The organism is Noviherbaspirillum sedimenti (genome assembly GCF_003590835.1).
In the GTDB taxonomy this organism is placed as follows: Bacteria; Pseudomonadota; Gammaproteobacteria; order Burkholderiales; family Burkholderiaceae_D; genus Paucimonas; species Paucimonas sedimenti.
The window spans coordinates 2,640,794-2,659,723 of record NZ_QYUQ01000002.1; the positions used below are offsets into that span (position 1 = coordinate 2,640,794).

The 18,930-nt window shown below is 57.6% G+C and carries 17 protein-coding genes and 1 tRNA gene; 12 read left to right on the forward strand and 6 right to left on the reverse strand.

The genetic code is table 11. The annotated features are described in order from the left end of the window. Positions 1 to 210: 210 nt before the first annotated feature. Complete coding sequence (locus tag D3878_RS12290; protein WP_119785742.1) at positions 211 to 987, reverse strand: enoyl-CoA hydratase; 777 nt, start codon at positions 985 to 987, stop codon at positions 211 to 213. 258 nt (positions 988 to 1,245) lie between these two features. Between D3878_RS12290 and D3878_RS12295 the strand changes: the two genes are divergently transcribed. Beyond that, complete coding sequence (locus tag D3878_RS12295; protein WP_119785744.1) at positions 1,246 to 1,644, forward strand: bacteriohemerythrin; 399 nt, start codon at positions 1,246 to 1,248, stop codon at positions 1,642 to 1,644. 27 nt (positions 1,645 to 1,671) lie between these two features. Here the strand turns inward: D3878_RS12295 and mltA are convergent, their stop codons facing one another. Beyond that, the gene (gene mltA / locus D3878_RS12300; protein ID WP_119785746.1) at positions 1,672 to 2,853 is read right to left on the reverse strand and encodes a murein transglycosylase A; all 1,182 of its coding nucleotides are present in this window, start codon (positions 2,851 to 2,853) and stop codon (positions 1,672 to 1,674) included. 14 nt (positions 2,854 to 2,867) lie between these two features. Between mltA and D3878_RS24095 the strand changes: the two genes are divergently transcribed. After that, positions 2,868 to 3,011, forward strand: coding sequence for a hypothetical protein (locus D3878_RS24095; protein ID WP_199688155.1), 144 nt, complete (start codon positions 2,868 to 2,870; stop codon positions 3,009 to 3,011). Here the strand turns inward: D3878_RS24095 and apaG are convergent, their stop codons facing one another. Further along, on the reverse strand, positions 3,012 to 3,386 hold the full coding sequence (gene apaG / locus D3878_RS12305; RefSeq protein WP_119787865.1) for a Co2+/Mg2+ efflux protein ApaG: 375 nt from the start codon (positions 3,384 to 3,386) through the stop codon (positions 3,012 to 3,014). Positions 3,387 to 3,549: 163 nt separating this feature from the next. On the opposite strand from apaG, the gene rpe reads away from it, so the two are divergent. The 7 genes from rpe (at position 3,550) to trpC (ending at position 9,517) form a co-directional block, all read left to right on the forward strand. After that, complete coding sequence (gene rpe, locus D3878_RS12310) at positions 3,550 to 4,215, forward strand: ribulose-phosphate 3-epimerase (protein ID WP_119787866.1); 666 nt, start codon at positions 3,550 to 3,552, stop codon at positions 4,213 to 4,215. Next, positions 4,212 to 4,904, forward strand: a complete 693-nt coding sequence (locus tag D3878_RS12315; protein WP_119785748.1) for a phosphoglycolate phosphatase — start codon at positions 4,212 to 4,214, stop codon at positions 4,902 to 4,904. Before rpe ends, D3878_RS12315 begins: the two co-directional genes overlap by 4 nt. 194 nt (positions 4,905 to 5,098) lie before the next feature. Next, positions 5,099 to 6,595, forward strand: coding sequence for an anthranilate synthase component I (gene trpE / locus D3878_RS12320; protein ID WP_119785750.1), 1,497 nt, complete (start codon positions 5,099 to 5,101; stop codon positions 6,593 to 6,595). A gap of 1 nt (position 6,596) precedes the next feature. Continuing rightward, positions 6,597 to 7,160, forward strand: coding sequence for an aminodeoxychorismate/anthranilate synthase component II (locus tag D3878_RS12325; RefSeq protein ID WP_119785752.1), 564 nt, complete (start codon positions 6,597 to 6,599; stop codon positions 7,158 to 7,160). A 1-nt stretch (position 7,161) separates the two neighbouring features. Further along, positions 7,162 to 7,524 (forward strand): hypothetical protein, encoded by a 363-nt coding sequence (locus D3878_RS12330; protein ID WP_119785754.1) that lies wholly within the window; start codon positions 7,162 to 7,164, stop codon positions 7,522 to 7,524. A 118-nt stretch (positions 7,525 to 7,642) separates the two neighbouring features. Next, positions 7,643 to 8,680, forward strand: coding sequence for an anthranilate phosphoribosyltransferase (trpD, locus tag D3878_RS12335; RefSeq protein ID WP_119785756.1), 1,038 nt, complete (start codon positions 7,643 to 7,645; stop codon positions 8,678 to 8,680). A gap of 36 nt (positions 8,681 to 8,716) precedes the next feature. Then, positions 8,717 to 9,517, forward strand: a complete 801-nt coding sequence (gene trpC, locus D3878_RS12340; protein ID WP_119785758.1) for an indole-3-glycerol phosphate synthase TrpC — start codon at positions 8,717 to 8,719, stop codon at positions 9,515 to 9,517. Between the two features lie 4 nt (positions 9,518 to 9,521). Here the strand turns inward: trpC and D3878_RS12345 are convergent, their stop codons facing one another. The 3 genes from D3878_RS12345 to D3878_RS12355 form a co-directional block, all read right to left on the reverse strand. After that, the gene (locus D3878_RS12345; RefSeq protein ID WP_119785760.1) at positions 9,522 to 11,318 is read right to left on the reverse strand and encodes a M61 family metallopeptidase; all 1,797 of its coding nucleotides are present in this window, start codon (positions 11,316 to 11,318) and stop codon (positions 9,522 to 9,524) included. A gap of 87 nt (positions 11,319 to 11,405) precedes the next feature. Then, positions 11,406 to 12,131, reverse strand: a complete 726-nt coding sequence (locus tag D3878_RS12350; RefSeq protein WP_119785762.1) for a DsbC family protein — start codon at positions 12,129 to 12,131, stop codon at positions 11,406 to 11,408. Positions 12,132 to 12,162: 31 nt separating this feature from the next. Further along, complete coding sequence (locus tag D3878_RS12355; RefSeq protein WP_119785764.1) at positions 12,163 to 13,359, reverse strand: UbiH/UbiF family hydroxylase; 1,197 nt, start codon at positions 13,357 to 13,359, stop codon at positions 12,163 to 12,165. Positions 13,360 to 13,491: 132 nt separating this feature from the next. Here D3878_RS12355 and D3878_RS12360 point away from each other — a divergent pair. The 3 genes from D3878_RS12360 to D3878_RS12370 all read left to right on the forward strand — a co-directional run bounded on the left by D3878_RS12360 (position 13,492) and on the right by D3878_RS12370 (position 18,884). Beyond that, positions 13,492 to 13,567 (forward strand) — tRNA-Phe (locus tag D3878_RS12360). Between the two features lie 347 nt (positions 13,568 to 13,914). After that, positions 13,915 to 16,365 carry a site-specific DNA-methyltransferase gene (locus tag D3878_RS12365; protein WP_119785766.1) on the forward strand — a complete coding sequence of 817 codons (2,451 nt, stop codon included), beginning with the start codon at positions 13,915 to 13,917 and terminating at the stop codon, positions 16,363 to 16,365. Then, a complete protein-coding gene (locus tag D3878_RS12370) occupies positions 16,362 to 18,884 on the forward strand; it encodes a DEAD/DEAH box helicase (protein ID WP_158592253.1) in 2,523 nt (840 codons plus the stop codon). Before D3878_RS12365 ends, D3878_RS12370 begins: the two co-directional genes overlap by 4 nt. Positions 18,885 to 18,930 lie beyond the last annotated feature (46 nt).

Below are 18,930 nucleotides of genomic sequence, written 5' to 3' on the forward strand. Positions count from 1 at the left end.
CACTTATCGGCTGTTAATTTTTAAAGAACTTGGTTTCTGCTCCGCCGTGTTATCAGCGTCGCTGCGAAGCGTTGTGTTCGTCAGCAGCAGAAAGATGAGATTATGACGTACTTTGAAGATTTCGTCACTACCCTTTTTCAGGGCAGTCTCACTTGAGACTCTCGCTCGGCACCCAAACTTTGAAATTCAGGTGCCGAGCCCGCTATTCTACTACTTATTCGCAAAGTTGGGGGGACGCTTTTCGATAAAGGCGCGCATACCCTCTTTCTGGTCTTCGGTGCCGAATGTACTGTGGAACAGGCGCCGCTCGAATTGCACGCCCTCCGCCAGCGTGGATTCATAGGCACGGTTGATCGATTCCTTGACCATCATAACGATTGGCAACGACATCCCGGCGATGACAGTCGCCGCTGCAATTGCCTCGTCAATCAATTTATCCGCTGCAACGATACGCGATACCAGGCCGGCACGCTCGGCTTCGGCTGCATCCATCATGCGCGCCGTCAGGCACAAATCCATGGCCTTGGCCTTGGATACAGCCCGCGGCAGGCGCTGAGTACCGCCGGCACCGGGAATCGTCCCCAACTTGATTTCGGGTTGGCCGAATTTGGCGCTGTCGGCGGCGATAATGAAGTCGCACATCATGGCCAGCTCGCAGCCGCCGCCGAGGGCATAGCCTGCGACCGCAGCGATCACTGGCTTGCGGATGCGGCGAATCTGCTCCCAGTTGCGGGTGATGTAATCGCCCTTGTAGGCATCCATGTAACTGTAGCCGGCCATGGCGCCGATGTCGGCACCAGCGGCGAAGGCCTTTTCGCTGCCGGTCAAAACGATGCAACCAATCGCCTCATCAGCATCGAATTTTTGTAAAGCGATGCCCAACTCATCCATTAACTCATCGTTAAGCGCATTCAATGCTTTCGGGCGATTCAGGCGAATCAGGCCGACCTTGCCCTGCACTTCCACGAGGATATTCGCGTACTCCATCAGTTCTTCTCCTTATTTACACAGCATTAGCAAAATGTGATTTCCATGATTGTAGGCGATTGCACGTCGGGAATCGAGTTTGCGCAATCCGCCCGACGAACTGTCGTAACTTTTTGTGGCCGGTCAATTCGTGCATAGCCAGAACCCCTACCATCAGAAGCACTTTACTTATTTATCCGAAACCTAACAAATGCCGTGTCAAGTGGGTGGTCTCCTCGCGCTGCCGGCTTGCCAGGTGTACTGATCGGCCCTGCTCCCATGTCATTTCATTTTTGGCTGTCTAAAATCTCTTCTGGCGCGACCTACATGGATGCCTTGCATCATGATGTTATGGTGGCCTTGATGCGGCTGAGTACGGGAGTGGATCGGGAATTCCGCGAAGGCTACGATACCTTGTTGCACAAGGTGGAACGCATCTTCCGCGCGGAAGAGCGCTGGATGGAGGAAATCGGCTTTCCAGAATTAAAACACCACCGAGAGCAGCATGCCAGCATCCTGAGCGACCTGCTTCACGGCCGCGCGAGGATTGCTGGAGGTGACACCCAGTTCGGACGCCATATCATTGAAAATTTACTGCCGGAATGGCTACTTCTTCATTCGTCGACCATGGATAGCGCACTCGCCAGGGAATTGCGGGTGGCGACGCTGGCGCACTAGCGGCGCCTTATGGCGACGCCAGGACGGTCAGCGCGCAGCTGGCATTTTTGGCAAGAGCACCCACATCCGGCCAGCCTGCTTCATTTTCCCCGCACTCTCACCAGCCGCAGCACCATAACCCCAGAAAAAATCGGCGCGCACTGCACCACGGATCGCGCCGCCAGTATCTTGTGCCAGCATCAGGCGCTGTAACGACTGGCCGGAATTCGGCCGGGTAGTTGCCAGGAAGACCGGCGCGCCAAGGGGAATGAATTGCGGATCGACAGCGATCGAGCGCTGCGAGGTGAGCGGCACACCCAACGCGCCCTTTGGCCCCAGCTGCGGGTCAGGCAGCTTTTCTTCCCTGAAAAAGACATAGCTGGGATTTGCATTCAGCACTTCCTGTCGGCGCGCCGGGTTGGCAGCAACCCAGGCCTTGATGCTTTGCGCCGAGGCTTGGGCGAGCGTCATTTCACCTTTGTCGACCAGGTAACGGCCAATCGATTTATAGGGATGGCCGTTTTGGTCGGCATAGGCCACCCGTACGGTTTCCTTGCTATCGGCCAACTGGACACGACCAGATCCCTGAACCTGCAGGAAGAAGGCTTCCACCGGGTCATCGACCCAGAGCAATTCCTTACCGGACAGGGAATTGGCTTGTTCCATGCCCCCGCGCGAAAGATACGGGACGACCTTGCGCCCGATCACCTTGCCGCGCAGGCGCATGTTTTTCAATTCCGGATAAAGCGTCCCCATATCGATCACCAGCAAATCATCCGGCACGCCATGCAGCGGCGTCTGATAGGGTCCGCCTCGCTTGCGGGCACCGCGCAACAGCGGTTCGTAATAACCTGTCATCATGCCATTTTCGCTGCCATCGGCGTTGGCAACCCGGTGCGGCACCAGGAAACTCTCCAGGAATACGCGGATGGCATTGGCATCGGCCGCATTGACGTCGCGGGCGATTTCGCAAGGCTCTTTCCAGTCGGGTTTTTTAATCAGGACCTGGCACGAAACCAGGAAAGCCGGCCAGGCCTGGCGCAAATCGTCCTCTTGCCAGCCCGGCAGATCGGCAAAGGCGACCGGCTTGAGGGTTTCGACTGGAACCGGCTTGGCCGGCACAGGCTCAGGCAACCCCGGCCGGGTTTCGGGCGGAACAGTGGTGCACGCCAGCAAGCCGAAGGCGACGCAAAACGTGGATACGAGTAAACTGAGACGGTTATATTTCATGATGGGTCAAAACAATGTGGCTGTTGCTGCTGGAGGCCGGCGTGGCCTTGTTTCTTCTGGTATTTATCGTGTGGTGGACCATGCCGTCGGCAAAAAAGCCAAATCCGCCCGCGCAGAAGCGGGAAGAACTGGCGTCATCGAAAGACCAGGAATCCTGATCAGTGCAAGGTGCGCGGCAAGGATAAAACAAATTCAGGAATCTTGACGGTGAATTGCTCGCCGTCTTCGGCAACGCAAAAATATTCGCCGGCCATTGAGCCTTGCGGGGTTTTGAGGGTGGCGCCGCTGGTGTATTCGAATTGTTCGCCCGGCTGCAGCAAGGGCTGCTGGCCGACGACGCCGAGTCCGCGCACTTCTTCGATCTGGTTGGTGGCGTCGGTGATGACCCAGTGACGGGAAATCAGCTGAGCCGCTACCGTGCCGGTGTTTTTGATCGTGATCGCATAGGCGAACGCGTATTTGGAACGGTCGGGTTCGGACTGGTCTTCCAGGTGGCGCGTGCGCACCGATACCGTCATTTCATAAGATGCCATACATTCCTCGGTGATCCGCCTCATGCAGTTCGTGCAAGTTTGGCGTGTTTGCGATGCAAACCATGCAAATTCATTAAATGATTGCACACCAAATTCCGCCATGATGCAAGGAATTATCGCAAGCACGGCGGTAAAATAGCGGATTCTTTGAAAGACCATGATCATGCCAAGCTACCGTATCGCTCCCAGCATCCTGTCGGCCGACTTTGCCCGCCTCGGCGAAGAAGTCAGGAACGTCGTCGCCGCCGGCGCCGACATCATCCATTTCGACGTGATGGATAACCATTACGTGCCGAACCTGACGATCGGACCGCTGGTCTGCCAGGCAATCCGCCCGCACGTGGAAGTGCCAATCGACGTGCACCTGATGGTCAAGCCGGTGGACCGCATCATTCCCGACTTCGCCAAGGCTGGCGCCAATATCATCACTTTTCATCCGGAAGCTTCGGAACATATCGACCGCAGCCTGCAACTGATCCGCGACCATGGCTGCAAGGCCGGCCTGGTATTCAACCCGGCCACGCCGCTGCATTACCTTGATCATGTGATGGACAAGCTCGACATCATCCTGATCATGTCGGTCAACCCGGGTTTTGGCGGCCAGTCCTTCATTCCGCAGGCGCTGCAGAAGATCGCCGCGGTACGCCGGCTGATCGATGATTCGGGGCGCGACATCATGCTGGAAGTCGACGGTGGTATCAAGATCGAGAATATCGCCGAGGCGGCGCGCGCCGGCGCCGACACCTTCGTCGCCGGCTCGGCCATTTTCGGCAAGCCGGATTACAAGGGCGTGATCGACGCCATGCGCCGCGAACTGGCACCCGCATGACGGCGCGCGACCCCATTCTGCTGAGCGGCATTCGCGCCGCCATCGTCGACCTGGACGGGACCATGGTCGATACGGCGCCGGATTTCCATGTGGCGATCAACCGCATGCGCGCCGACCTGGGACTGGCGCCACTCGATATCGAGACCATCAAGAATTTCGTCGGCAAGGGCACGGAAAACCTGATGCGGCGGGTGCTGGCGGTCGATTATGCGGCAGACCAGGCCGAGCAGCATTTCGACGCTGCCCTGGCGTCCTACCAGCGGCATTACGTGGCCATCAACGGCGAATACAGCAGCGTCTATCCGGAGGTCCGCGAAGGCCTGGCAGCGTTGCGCGACAAGGGCTTGCGACTAGCTTGCGTGACCAACAAGCCGCTGGCATTCGCGCTGCCCCTGCTGGAAAAGACCGGTTTGCGGGCGTATTTTGAAATTGTCTATGGCGGCGATTCCTTCCCGAGGAAAAAACCCGATCCACAGCCGCTGCTGCAGGTGTGCGCCGATTTCAGCCTAGCGCCGCCGAAAGTGGTGGCCATCGGCGATTCATCCAATGATGCGCTGGCGGCGCGCGCCGCGGGATGTCGGGTATTGAACGTGCCTTATGGTTACAATCATGGGCAAGCTGTACATGAAATCGATTCGGATGGTATAGTTTCCTCGTTACTTGAAGCATCTCAACTCATTTCTGCATAATTCAACCGCATGTTCCTCGTCAAAAAACGTGACATCGCACCGCCCGGCACCTTCGAGGCCTGGCTATGGCGACGCTGGCAATTCCAGGCACTGTAAGCCTGCTGCCGCCGACCATTTTGCATGGTTGGCAACGTTTTTTGACACAAATCCCGCGCTGTTGCCTGTCCGTTCTACAATAGCGCCTGGAGAGGACCATGACCGAACTCGAATTCAAATCGCTGGCCACGCAAGGCTATAACCGCATTCCCCTGATCGCCGAAGCCCTCGCCGACCTGGAAACTCCACTCACGCTCTACCTGAAACTGGCACAGCCACAGCAGGCTGGCAAAAACTCCTTCCTGCTCGAATCGGTGGTGGGCGGCGAACGCTTCGGCCGCTATTCCTTCATCGGCTTGCCGGCCACCACGCTGCTGCGCAGCTTCGGCCAACGTACTGAAGTGGTGTGCAATGGCGAAGTGGTGGAAAGCCATGAGGGCAATCCGCTCGAATTCATCGCGCAATTCCAGTCACGCTACAAGGTGGCGATCCGCCCCGGCATGCCGCGCTTTTGCGGCGGCCTGGCCGGCTACTTCGGCTACGATGCGGTACGCTACATCGAGAAACGCCTGGAACACGGGGCGCCGCCGGATGACCTCGGCTTGCCGGAAATCCAGCTGCTCGTTACCGAGGAACTGGCGGTGATCGACAACCTGTCGGGCAAGCTCTACCTGATCGTGTATGCCGACCCGTCCCGGCCGGAAGCCTATAGCAAGGCTCAGCAGCGCCTGAAGGACTTGCGCGCCATGCTGCGGCGCGCAGTGGATGCGCCGGTAACCTCAGCATCGGTGCGCACCGAATCGGTCCGCGATTTTGCCAAAGAGGATTTCCTCAAGGCCGTGGCCAAGGCCAAGGAATACATCATGGCGGGTGACCTGATGCAGGTGCAGGTTGGTCAGCGCATCCGCAAGCCTTATGTCGATGCGCCGCTGTCGCTGTACCGGGCGCTGCGCTCGCTGAACCCTTCGCCTTACATGTATTTTTACAATTTCGGCGACATGCAGATCGTCGGCGCTTCGCCGGAAATCCTGGTGCGTAACGAAGCCACCCCGGATGGCAAGAAGAAAGTCACGATCCGCCCGCTGGCCGGCACCCGCCCGCGCGGTTCGACGCCGGAACTCGACCAGCAGCTGGCGAAGGAATTGCTGGCTGACCCCAAGGAAATCGCTGAGCATGTGATGCTGATCGACCTGGCGCGCAACGATATCGGCCGCATCGCCGAAATCGGCAGCGTACAGGTCACCGACAAGTTCGTGATCGAAAAGTATTCGCACGTGCAGCACATCGTCTCGAATGTCGAGGGCACGCTGAAACCGGAGATGTCGAACCTGGATGTGCTGAAGGCCACTTTCCCGGCCGGCACCCTGTCAGGCGCGCCGAAGGTGCGGGCGATGGAACTGATCGATGAACTGGAGCCGACCAAGCGCGGCATCTATGGCGGCGCCTGCGGCTACCTGTCCTTCGGCGGCGAAATGGACCTGGCGATCGCGATCCGCACCGGCGTGCTCAAGGATGGCATGCTGTATGTGCAGGCGGCAGCCGGCGTGGTGGCCGATTCTGTGGCCGAAATGGAATGGCAGGAAACCGAGAACAAGGCGCGCGCGGTATTGCGCGCGGCCGAGCAGGTGCAGGACGGACTGGATGGAGGAAACTGAGATGCTGCTGATGATCGACAACTACGATTCCTTCACCTATAACCTGGTGCAGTATTTCGGCGAACTGGGCGAGGATGTGCGCACCTATCGCAACGATGAAATTACCCTCGACGAAATCGCGAAGCTGAATCCGGCGCGCATCTGCATTTCGCCCGGCCCCTGCACGCCGCACGAGGCCGGCATTTCGGTGCCGGTGCTGCAGCATTTCGCCGGCAAGCTGCCGATCCTCGGCGTGTGCCTGGGGCACCAGAGCATTGGTGCCGCTTTTGGCGGCAAGGTGGTGCGGGCCCAGCAAGTCATGCATGGCAAGACATCTTCCATCGAGCATACCGGCGTCGGTGTTTTCAAAGGCCTGCCTAATCCGTTCACCGTGATTCGCTACCACTCGCTGGCAATCGAGCGCGCCTCGCTGCCGGATTGCCTGGAAGTGACGGCCTGGACGGAGGATGGCGAAATCATGGGCGTGCGACACAAGGAATTCGCCATCGAGGGCGTGCAGTTTCACCCGGAATCGATCCTGTCCGAACATGGCCACGCGCTGTTGAAGAATTTTCTGACAAGCTGAGATGCGCGCCCTGCTTGCCTGTGTCCTGCTGCTGGCTGCTGCTGCCGCCAGCGCCGGCGCACTGGAAACCTGCCAGGCGCAGAAGCAGGCGGCAGAGGCCGTGCAATTGTGCGTCGAAACCGCGCAATTGCACTCGACCAATGCATTGCGCAAGCTGAGCGCGGCGACGCGCGCGGCGATCCGCAACAAAACCCAGGGAGGCGGTCGCCCAGGTCTTCTGCGCGAATATCGTCAACTGGAAGCGCGCCATGTGCGCGAACGCAATACCCTGTGTCGCAGGCAGACAGCAGCGCTGGAACGCATTGCTTGCGTGGCGGACATGAACGAGGCGCATGGCGCACAACTGTCGCGCCTCGCGGAATAAAGGCGATTCCGACGTGAATCGCTGCCGGCGCGGTGTCAGTCCCGCTGCAGGCAACCAGGCTGCAATGCCTGCCGGTCTTGACCGGGAAATTTAATCGAAATGATTTTTAGGAGTCGCCATGTCCATCACACCACAAGAAGCGCTGTCACGCTGTATCGATCACCGTGAAATCTTCCACGACGAAATGCTGTCGCTGTTCCGCCAGATCATGAGCGGCGAGATGTCGCCGGTGATGATCGCGGCGATTACCATGGGCTTGCGGGTCAAGAAGGAAACCGTCGGCGAGATCGCCGCCGCTGCCCAGGTGATGCGCGAGTTCGCCACCAAGGTCGAGGTCGCCAATCCCGACCAGCTGCTCGATATCGTCGGCACCGGCGGCGACGGCGCCCATACGTTCAACATCTCGACGACCGCGCTGTTCGCGGTGGCCGCCGCCGGCGGCCAGGTCGCCAAGCATGGCGGACGCAGCGTTTCTTCGTCGTCCGGCAGCGCCGATGCCATGGAAGCGCTGGGCGTGCATATCAACCTGAAACCGGAACTGGTGGCGCAGTCGATCGAGAAAACCGGTATCGGCTTCATGTTCGCACCCAATCACCACGCGGCGATGAAACATGCGGCGCCGGTGCGCAAGGAACTGGGCGTGCGCACCATTTTCAACATCCTCGGACCGCTGACCAACCCGGCCGGCGCCGCCAATATCCTGATGGGCGTGTTCCATCCCGACTTGGTGGGAATCCAGGTGCGCGTGCTACAGCGCCTGGGCGCCAAGCGCGCCGTAGTGGTGTGGGGTCGCGACAACCTGGATGAAGTCACGCTGGGTGCCGGTACCATGGTGGGCGAACTGATCGATGGCAAAATCCGCGAATATGAAATCCATCCAGAAGATTTCGGCCTGCAAATGGCGGCCACGCGCAACCTGAAAGTCGCCAGCGCGGCCGAATCGAAAGTAAAAATGCTCGAGGCGCTGGACAACCAGCCGGGTGCGGTGCGCGACATTGTCGCCCTGAACGCCGGCACGGCCCTGTACGCCGCCGGCTTGGCCTCTTCGATCGCCGAAGGCCTGGCGAAGGCGCAGGCAGTGCTGGCTTCCGGCGCGGCGCGCGCCAAGATGGAAGAATTCGTGAAGGTCACGCAAGAACTGAGCCGCGCGGCTTGAACGCCCGCCTATCCCTAAATCTAGATTGCATCTGACATGTCTGACATTCTGAACAAAATCCTGGCGGTCAAAGTTGACGAAGTCGCCGCCGCCAAGAAATACCAGGACTTCGCCAGCCTGCGGCGCGAAGTCGAAGGCAACCAGGAATTGCGCGCCGACTTGCGCGGCTTCGAGGCAGCATTACGCGCCAAGATCGCTGCCGGCCGCGCTGCCGTGATCGCTGAGGTAAAAAAGGCGTCACCCTCCAAAGGCATTCTGCGCGCCAACTTCGATCCGGCCGAAATCGCCGCCAGCTATGCGCAACATGGCGCGGCTTGCCTGTCGGTGCTGACCGATGAACAGTTTTTCCAGGGCAAACCGGAGTACCTGCAGCTGGCGCGCAAGGCATGTGCACTGCCTGCCATGCGCAAGGATTTCCTGATTGATCCCTATCACGTATACCAGGCGCGCGCCCTCGGCGCCGACTGCATTCTGCTAATTGTCGCCGCACTCGACCATGGCCTGATGGCGGAGATGGAAGCCTGCGCCCACGAACTGGGCATGGGCGTACTGGTGGAAGTGCACGACGCCGATGAATTGAACGCGGCGCTGCGCCTGAAGACCGCCATGCTGGGCGTGAACAACCGCAACCTGCGCACCTTCGAGACGTCACTGCAAACCACCCTGGATTTCCTGCCGCGCATCCCGCCCGACAAGCTGGTGATAACGGAATCGGGCATCCTCGCGCCGGATGATGTCAAGCGCATGCGCGACGCCAACGTGAATGCCTTCCTGGTGGGCGAGGCGTTCGTGCGCGCGCCCGATCCGGGACTGGAACTGAGCCGCCTGTTCGGCTGATCCCCTACCGGCTCAGCCAGGCCGCGCGCAAGCGGGCGGCTGCGGCCGGCTTCATTTGTGCCGACAGGCTTGCCTGCGGCGCGTCATCGGCGGCCAGGGTCGCCTCCACGCTGAACAATTCATCGCGCCGGAAGGCGTGGATGGTGACCGTGTCGCCGATGCGCAGGCGCGCCAGCAATTTGTCGAGATTGCCGGCGTTCACGCGCAAGCCATCGAGCGCCACCAGCAGGTCACCCGCAGACAGCCCGGCCCGGTGGGCGACGCCGCCTTCATACACATTGGCCAGCTTGCAATCGTTACCGTCCTTTGTCGTGCGCACGCCCAGCGCCGGCTTTGCCTCCTTGCGATCATCAGCCAGGATCACGCCGAAAGGCGCCAGCAGTTTTGCCAGCGGCAGGTCATCGGTGCCGTGCACGAAGCTGCGCAAGACGCGCTTCAGCGACAGGCCGGTGGCTTCGTCGAACAGCGCTTCGACCTCGGCTTCGGTGATGCCGCGGCCGGCTTCCGGCCCATCGCCATAAAAATCGCGGCCATAGCGCTGCCACAGGATGCGCATGACGTCGTCCAGCGATTTTTTTCCTTTGCTCTGGCCTCGGATGGTCAGATCGAGCGCCAGCCCGATCAGCGAACCCTTGGTGTAATAGCTGACGATGGCGTTCGGCGCATTCTCGTCCTGGCGATAATACTTTACCCAGGCATCAAAGCTGGATTCGGCCACGGTTTGCTTGCTGCGGCCGCCGCCGCGCAAGACGCCGTTGACGGTTTTCGCCAGCAGCTTGAAATAATCCTGTTCGTCGATCAGGCCGGCGCGCACCAACGTCAGGTCATCGTAATAGCTGGTAAAGCCTTCGAACAGCCACAACAGCGAGGTATAGCTTTCCACCCGCAAGTCATAGGGAGCGAAGGCGGCCGGCTTGATGCGCTTGACGTTCCAGGTGTGGAAATATTCGTGGCTGCACAAGCCGAGGTAGGTGCGGTAGCCGTCGCTCATTTCCTTTTTTCCGAGTACCGGCAGGTCCGCGCGCGAGCAGATCAGCGCAGTGGAAGCACGGTGCTCCAGGCCGCCATAACCGTCGCCCACCGCCAGGGTCATGAAGACATAGCGCGCCATCGGCGCATGCCGGCTTTTCGGCTCGAACATGGCAATCTGCGCTTCGCAGACTTTTTTGAGGTCAGCGGCCAGACGCGGCATATCGAGGTTGGGCACGCGGCCAGTGATGACGATATCGTGCGGCACGCCATGCGCCTTGAATGTCGCCAGGGCGAAGTTACCCATTTCGACCGGATGATCGATCAGTTCATCGTAGTTGGCGGCGACATAGGTGCCGAAACCGTAACGCCGGGCCTTTAGTTCGTGCAAGGAAGTCGCCACGCGCCAGTTCCGGCAAGCTTCCTCTTCCGGGCGCCGGATATCGACCACATGGGGCGCATGTTCCTGGCCCAGCACGCGCAGGAAGACACTGGTGCCGTTGAAAAAACCATGGGTCTGGTCCAGATGGGCGGCGCGCACCGACAAGTCCCAGGCATACACATCATAGTGGAGCGTCAGCGGCCCGGCGCAGGGCGCTGCCTGCCAGCTGTGCTTGTCGAGCTTTTGCAGCGGGATCGCTTTGCCTTGCGCTTCGGCGCGGACGTGCACAATGTTGCGGGAAAATTCGCGGATCATGTAACTGCCCGGGATCCACGCCGGCAGGGAAAACACTTGGCCGTCGACGTCCGGAGCGGCGACTGTCAGGGTAATTTCGAACAGATGGGCGGCCAGGTCTTTCGTCGCGATGGTGTAGTGGATGTTTTTTTTCATTTCAGGGATTCCAATGAAAAACCGCCATGGCGCCGAAATCGTCTTCCGGGCGCCATGGCGGCAGGCATTAAAGAATGAAGCGGGCGATTACTTGATCGACGCGAGCTTGGCTTCGATCGCTTTCAGATCGACTGCGCCCGGAATGCGCGAGCCATCGACGAAGAAGATGGTCGGCGTGCCGGTGATTTTCAGTTGCTGGCCGAGCGCGAGGATCTTGTCATTCGGGTTGGCCAGGCAATTGTCCGGCGCGGCAGCCGGCGCCTTGTTGTTCAGCATCCAGTCATCCCAGGCTTTCTGGCGGTCGGCGCTGCACCAGACATTCTTCGATTTCACCGCCGAATCCTCCGACAGGATGTTGTACATGAAGGTATAGACCGTCACGTTGTCCATGTCTTTCAGGGTGTGGCGGAAGCGCTTGCAGTAGCCGCAATTCGGGTCTTCAAAGATGGCGATGACGCGCTTGCCATTGCCCTTGACCATCTTGAGCGCTGAATCGAAGGGCAGATCGGCAAACTTGACCTTGCTGATCTGGTCGACGCGCGCCTTGGTGTAGTCTTCGTAGGTGGCGGTGTCGATGACGCGGCCGACGAACAGGTATTGCGCTTTCTTGTCGGTGTAGAGGATGTCGTTGGTATCGGTGCGAACTTCAAACAGACCGGAATACGGCGTTTTTGTCACCGACACCACCTTGGCGCGGTCGCCCAGGCGGGGTTCAATCAGTTTTTTGACCGAGGCTTCTTCCGCGCTCTGTGCGAAGGCCGATACGCAGGTGATGCTGAACAAGCCGATTGCGGCCAGTTTGATACTTTTCATGTAGGTTCCTAATCCAGGTGCGCTGCCGCCATCAGGGCTGGCGGCCCAGCGCGTGGGAAATCAATTGCCTTTTCAGGAAAGGCAAACGGTCGACGAAGTTTAATCCAAGATTGCGCGCCACGCGCAGCGGCGCGAAGTCGCTGGCGAACAGGCGCTCCAGGCCGTCGGTGGCCAGTTGCATGAGCAGGATATCTTCCTTCCTGGCGCGGGCATAACGCGCCAGCACACGGGCATCGCCGCAATCGCGCTGTGGTTCGCGCTCGGCCAGCACTTTCATGAGGCCCGACACATCGGCGAATCCCAGGTTCATGCCATGTCCGGCCAGGGGATGCACGACATGCGCAGCATCGCCGACCAAGGCCACACGCGGCGCGGTGATCGCATGCGGGCGGATCAGCGCCAGAGGGAAAGACTTGACCGCTTCCGGTTGCAGCGGCGTCAGGTGGCCGAGCGGTCCGGCGCAATAATGCCCGAGGCGCTGCGCCAGTTGTTCCAGCGGCTCGGCCAGCAGGCGCTGTGCCAGCACTTCCGGCGCCGACCACACCAGCGACACACGCTCGCCCGGCAAGGGCAACAGGGCGACAATGCCCTCGTCTGACGTAAACCATTGATAGGCCACGCCGCGGTGCGGCTTTTCACAAACGAAGTTGGTGACGATCGCACGCTGGCCATAGGGACGGTAATCCATGCCGATCTCGCACTGGTGACGTACCCAGGAATGGGCGCCGTCGGCGCCGACCAGCAGAGATGCCGCGAGCGTGTCGCCGTTATCCAGCGCCACCCGCGCAACATCGGCATCGGTGTGCAGGCGCACCGCGGGGCCGCTCACCATTTGCACGTTCGAAGCAAATTTCAGGGCCGCATCCAGCGCCTGGTTCAGGTTGGCATCCTCGACGATCCAGGCCAGTTCGCCCACCCGCGCGCCATAGGAATCAAATTGCAGATGGCCGGCATGTTCGGCGCCATCGCCGCTGATATCCATGGCATCGACTGGCGCGACCCGATCGGCATGCAAGGCTTCCCATACTTTCACGGAGGATAACAATGTATGGGCGACATGGTTGACGGCATACACGCGCACGTCCCAGGGCGCATCCGCCGCGCCCGAGGACGGGGCAGCTAGGCCGCACAACAGGCTGACGCGCAGGCCGGCTTGCGCCAGTCCGAGGGCGGCGACCTTGCCGATGACGCCATTGCCGATGATACAAACGTCGGTTTGCAAATGCATGAGATTAGGTGCCGTCAAGAGGGTTGAATGTGCTGCTGCCACGGCTCTCATTATAGCGGCAGCGGTTTTTGAAGCCTATTTTTCATACAGCACTTTGCGGAAACAAATAGTTTTGCTATACTTGCGCGTCTTGGCCTGGTAGCTCAGTCGGTAGAGCAGAGGATTGAAAATCCTTGTGTCGGTGGTTCGATTCCGCCCCGGGCCACCAAGAATATACCTCGCAAAACGCCAATCCATCGTGATTGGCGTTTTCGTTTCCAGAACTTGCAGTCCTTGGCTCCGGTCCATCTCCGGCTCGACAAGTGCTCACCGCTTTGATCGGAAGTCCTGTCCGAATCGTCCAAGTAGCCGTCGCGCCCGACGAGGGATGCCATTGACGTCGCTACGCCCGATCAACGAGTTCTGCGTTGACGCGCCCTAATATCCCCACCATACTCACTGCCACGTTAAACTTGGGCAACATTTGCCTTTTCCATACTAAGATCGCCTAGGACCTACTAAGAGGCCCGAGGTTTGTTACACGTAAATTCCGCCTCACGAGCAAAGCAAAGCACCATGGCACGTATCGAAGAAAAAATAGCCGAGATTACAGATTCCGCACTCCGCTTAAGCATTGCAGAGGAAGTCGCAAATCTAAAAAAACACACTCGATTCGGACTGGTCTTTGAAGAACACCAGCCAGAGTTTGTACCCGTCTATGGTAAAAAGATTAAGCGGGGGGAACGCGTTGCCAAGAAAACAGGTGATTTGACGGTAATTTGGCGAGTAGTCGCGATTAAAAATGGACAGGCCCTTTGCGAGCTAGAAATAGGTAGTCAAGGAATAGCTGGGGATCGCGAAACATTCCCCGTCGAGCAATTAGTGATCATTCGCAGCATGGGTGAGCCTATTTATCCATCGCTGACACCTGTCGATTCGGTAATAAATGGAGACCCATCGCTTCCCCACCATGTTTTAATCGAGGCGGACAATTACCACGCCCTGCAACTGTTACTTTTCCCTTACGAGCGAAAAGTAGACTGCATCTACATCGATCCCCCATACAACACAGGGGCACGGGACTGGAAATACAACAACGATTACGTTGATGACAACGACTCGTGGCAGCACAGCAAATGGCTGACTTTTATGTCCAAGCGCCTCCGGCTGGCCAAGCGGCTGTTGAATCCTGATTCCGGCGTATTGATCGTCACGATCGACGAACATGAGGTTCACCACCTAGGTTGCCTGCTGGAGCAGGAGTTTCCTGATGCGACCATGCAAATGGCGACAATCGTGATCAATCAGAAAGGTGTCGCGCAAGGCGGTTTGTCGCGGGCGGAAGAATATGCCTTATTCGTTTTCATGCCGAACGCAAATGTTCCACCAGCTGCGGACGACCTCTTATCACCCGACCGTGCTGACAACAAACGATTTCGCAACCCGCGCTGGGAATGGCTTTTGCGCGGTGGGACTAACTCACGGCGAGAGGATCGACCAGGGTTATTTTTCCCTGTTCATGTCGACCCCGCTACGCGCACGATCGTCAGCATCGGCGAGCCACTACCGCTTGACCAGCGGCCTGACCAGGGAACGGTGGACAACACGGTCGCCTGGCCTTTTCGCACCGACGGCACATTGGGAAATTGGCGTGTTAGCCCACCGACTTTGCGAACTCTTCTTGCTAAAGGATACGTCAAACTGGGGGGTTACGATGAAGCTCGCAAAACTTGGACGATTCTGTATCTGGGCCAGAAGGCACAGCGCCAGATCGACGAAGGTGCAATATGCATTGTAAGTCGCGACGCGACAACAAACGCGGTAGCGCTTGAGTACGTCGCAGGCGAACAACGATCAATAAAGACCGTTTGGCATCGCGCTTTACACGACGCTGGCACATACGGATCTAGTTTCTTGCGCAATATTCTTGGGGAAGGCGGACGTTTTGCGTTCCCAAAATCCATCTATGCAGTGCGGGATGCCGTTGCCGCCGTGGTGCGAGATAAGCCCAATGCGCTTCTGGTCGATTTTTTCGCTGGGAGCGGAACCACGCTTAATGCCGTTAACCTCCTTAACGCCACGGACGGCGGCCAGCGCCAATGTATTTTGGTGACCAATAATGAGGTTTCCGAGGAAGAGTCCCGAAGCCTGACTGCTCAAGGATTGCAGCCGGGCCAGGACGAATGGGACCGGCACGGAATATGCCGATCTGTGACATGGCCGCGCTCAAAATTTACAATTCGCGGCGAACGCGACGATGGTACGTCGCTGCCCGGCGACTACATTACCGGTAAGCAGGTCCCGCGCGATAAACCCCGCAATATTCGTCAATTAGGATTTGTAGAAGGTCGCCATCTGACGGTACCGCAACGCAAACAAGTTGCCGCTCTATTGCCCAATGTGCCCCAAAACAAGGTTGATGACGCACCTTGGCTCCTTAATGATGACATGGCTGTCTCGATTTTGTGGGACATACAACATGCATCGACTTGGCTGGAAGAGTTAGGTGAAGCTGACCACGTGACCGAGATTTTTGTTGTCACCATGGAAAATCGTGTCTTTACTCGCCTTAAAACCGAAATAATCGAATTGCTTGGGGCGCAGGTTGTCAGTGAGGACGAAAAACGGCCCCTGGCTAACGGCTTTGCGACCAACCTAGAATACTTCCGGTTGGATTTTCTCGATCCGCAAGAAATACAGATGGGCCGCCAGTTTGCTGCCGTTTTGCCGGTGTTATGGATGATGGCTGGGTCGCGTGGCGCGCGCCCGGCCCCACCTGACGAGCATGCCCCATGGTTGCTACCCGACGGTTGTCCATTCGCTGTATTAATGCAGGAAACGCGCTTCAAGGAATTTGTACGCCATGTGGACCACCGGGCAGACCTAACGCATGTGTTTATCGTCACGAATTCGCACGATACGGTGCATAAACTGCGGCGTGAATGGCCAGAGCTGCATGTTGTGCAGCTATACAAAGACTATCTCGAAAATTTCCGTATCAATTTGTCAGAGAACTCTACCCTATGAAATTGGAACTCAAAGACTTTCAAGATGATGCGGTCGATCAGCTCATCAAAAAGCTGAACCCCGCAAAACGCGAGGTGGCCGAAGGCGGCGACCGCCAAGCGGTGATTTTGGCGGCGCCTACTGGCTCGGGCAAAACGGTTATCACTGCGGCGCTGATTGAAGAAATTTTGACGGGTTCAGACCGCTTTGTCGCGGAACCGGACGCGGTATTTTTGTGGCTCTCAGATCAACCTGTGCTGAACGAACAATCCAAAAAGCGCATTGCCTCGGCATCCACAAAGTTGGGCAACAGTGATCTTATCATTGTGGACACCGACTTTGATCGGCAAACGTTTATCGGCGGTAAAGTCTACTTCATCAACACACAAAAATTGGGCAAGGATAAGCTGCTAACTTCGGGCCGTGGTGACAAACGCGCCTTTACTATTTGGGAAACCATCAGTAATACGGCAAAAGCGAAAAAAGACCGGTTTTACTTGATCATTGACGAGGCACATAGAGGCACCAAGGTTAACCGCAATGATGAAGCAACGCGCCAGACCGTGATGCAGAAGTTCGTCAAAGGATCTGAGGGAGAAATACCCGCCATAGACCTCATCCTGGGAGTGTCCGCCACACCGCAACGCTTTCAACAACTGATCGACGGGCAAAGCAACCGGACGCCGCGCAAATGCGAGGTGAATCCACTGGACGTACGAGCCTCGGGTTTGCTGAAAGACCGCATAATGGTTTTTCACCCGAGTGAGGCGTTCCCGACAGATACCACGATGTTGCGCGCTGCAGTTCAGCAGTGGCGAAATATGGGAGTCCAATGGCAGGAATATACTCAAGAGCAGGGCCTACCACCAATGCATCCGGCGCTGATCATTCAAGTGCAAGATGGCAGCGGCGATGGCTTGTCACGTACTGACTTAAACGAGGTAATCGCCACGATCGAGAAGGAGATCGGGCCAATTGACCCCATCCACATCGCCCATTGCTTCGAGCACGATACGCCGATTTCCGTCAACGGCGTGTTGATCCGCAAGATTGACGCGTCACGAATCCAGGAAGAAACGAATATTCGTTTCATCCTGTTCAAGATGGCACTGACCACAGGCTGGGATTGCCCGCGCGCCGAAGTGATGATGTCATTCCGAACAGCCCAAGACGACACCCTTATTGCCCAGCTTATCGGGCGGATGGTCCGCACACCACTAGCGCGTCGCATTGAGGGAAGCGAAATTCTGAACACGGTTTCGCTGTACCTACCCCACTACGATCAAGAGGGATTAACACGCGTTGTCAACCATCTAAAGCAAGGCGACCCGATGGAGCTTCCACCTACTGACGTGGAAGATGGCGCAAAAATGGTCACGTTCACGCGCGCCTCGAATATGGATGAAGCATTTGAAGCACTCACTAGCCTGCCGACTTACCGTGTGGAGCGAGTACGAAAAGTATCTAACACGCGCCGCCTGATGGCACTATCACGTCTTCTAACGACCATGCATGAAGTAGACATGAGTGCGTGGGACGATTCCAAGAAGCTGGTGATCGATACGCTGGACGCCGAACTTGCGCGACTAAAAGGCGACGATCCAAACTTCGACGCAAAAGTTAAAGGTTCAGGTCAGATCACGCTGAACGCTGTGATCGTCGAACAAGGTACATGGAAGGAAACTCATGGCCAAACGCTTACAGTTGCACTCGACGAGAAAAACATCAACGACCTATTCAATCGCGCTGGGCAACGCCTAGGCGAAGGATTGCACCTTGACTATTGGCAGACACATTACGATCAAGACGAGGCCGCTGAAATGCCTAGCCGCTCTCGGCTTGAGCTTTTCTTGATGCTGCAAGACGAGAAGACATGGAAGACGCTCGAAGCAGTCTGTGGCGCTCGTTGCGAGGCATTACTGAAACAAAATAAAGCTGCAATAAAAAAACTGACGACAGCAGAGCAAGAGGACTACAACAAGGTGCAGCAAATAGCGAAGGAGCCTGAAGCACTGTCCTTCCTTCCCCCCACCGAAATCATGCAATCAATTGACGCCAAAGACCCGGCATTTCGGAATTACGATCAGCATCTGTTTGTCGATGCCAAGGAGAATTTCACAGCGGCGTTGAATACTTGGGAGCATCTAGTTATCGCTGCTGAAATCGCGCAAGAGGATTTGGTCGGCTGGCTGCGCAATATTCCGCGTAAGCCCTGGGCATTGTCGCTGCCCTATGAACAGGCTGGTGAAGATAGGCCGATGTATCCGGATTTTCTGGTCGTACGACGCGAGGCAGATGGAATGGTGGTAGACATTTTGGAACCGCATTCGCCTGCACTGTCCGATAGCTACGCCAAAGCAAAAGGCTTGGCGCAGTTCGCGGCAAAACACAAGATGAGTTTTGGCCGTATCGAATTGATTCGGCTTGAAGGGAACGAAATCAAGCGGCTTGATTTAATTGACGTTGAGATTCGCAAGAAGGTGTTGGCGGTCGATAGTAATGCCGGGCTGGATTTGGTGTTTGGTATCGTTAATTCATGATTACTACTAGGCTCACTGCGAAACGGGCGGGGCGCATCTAATACCC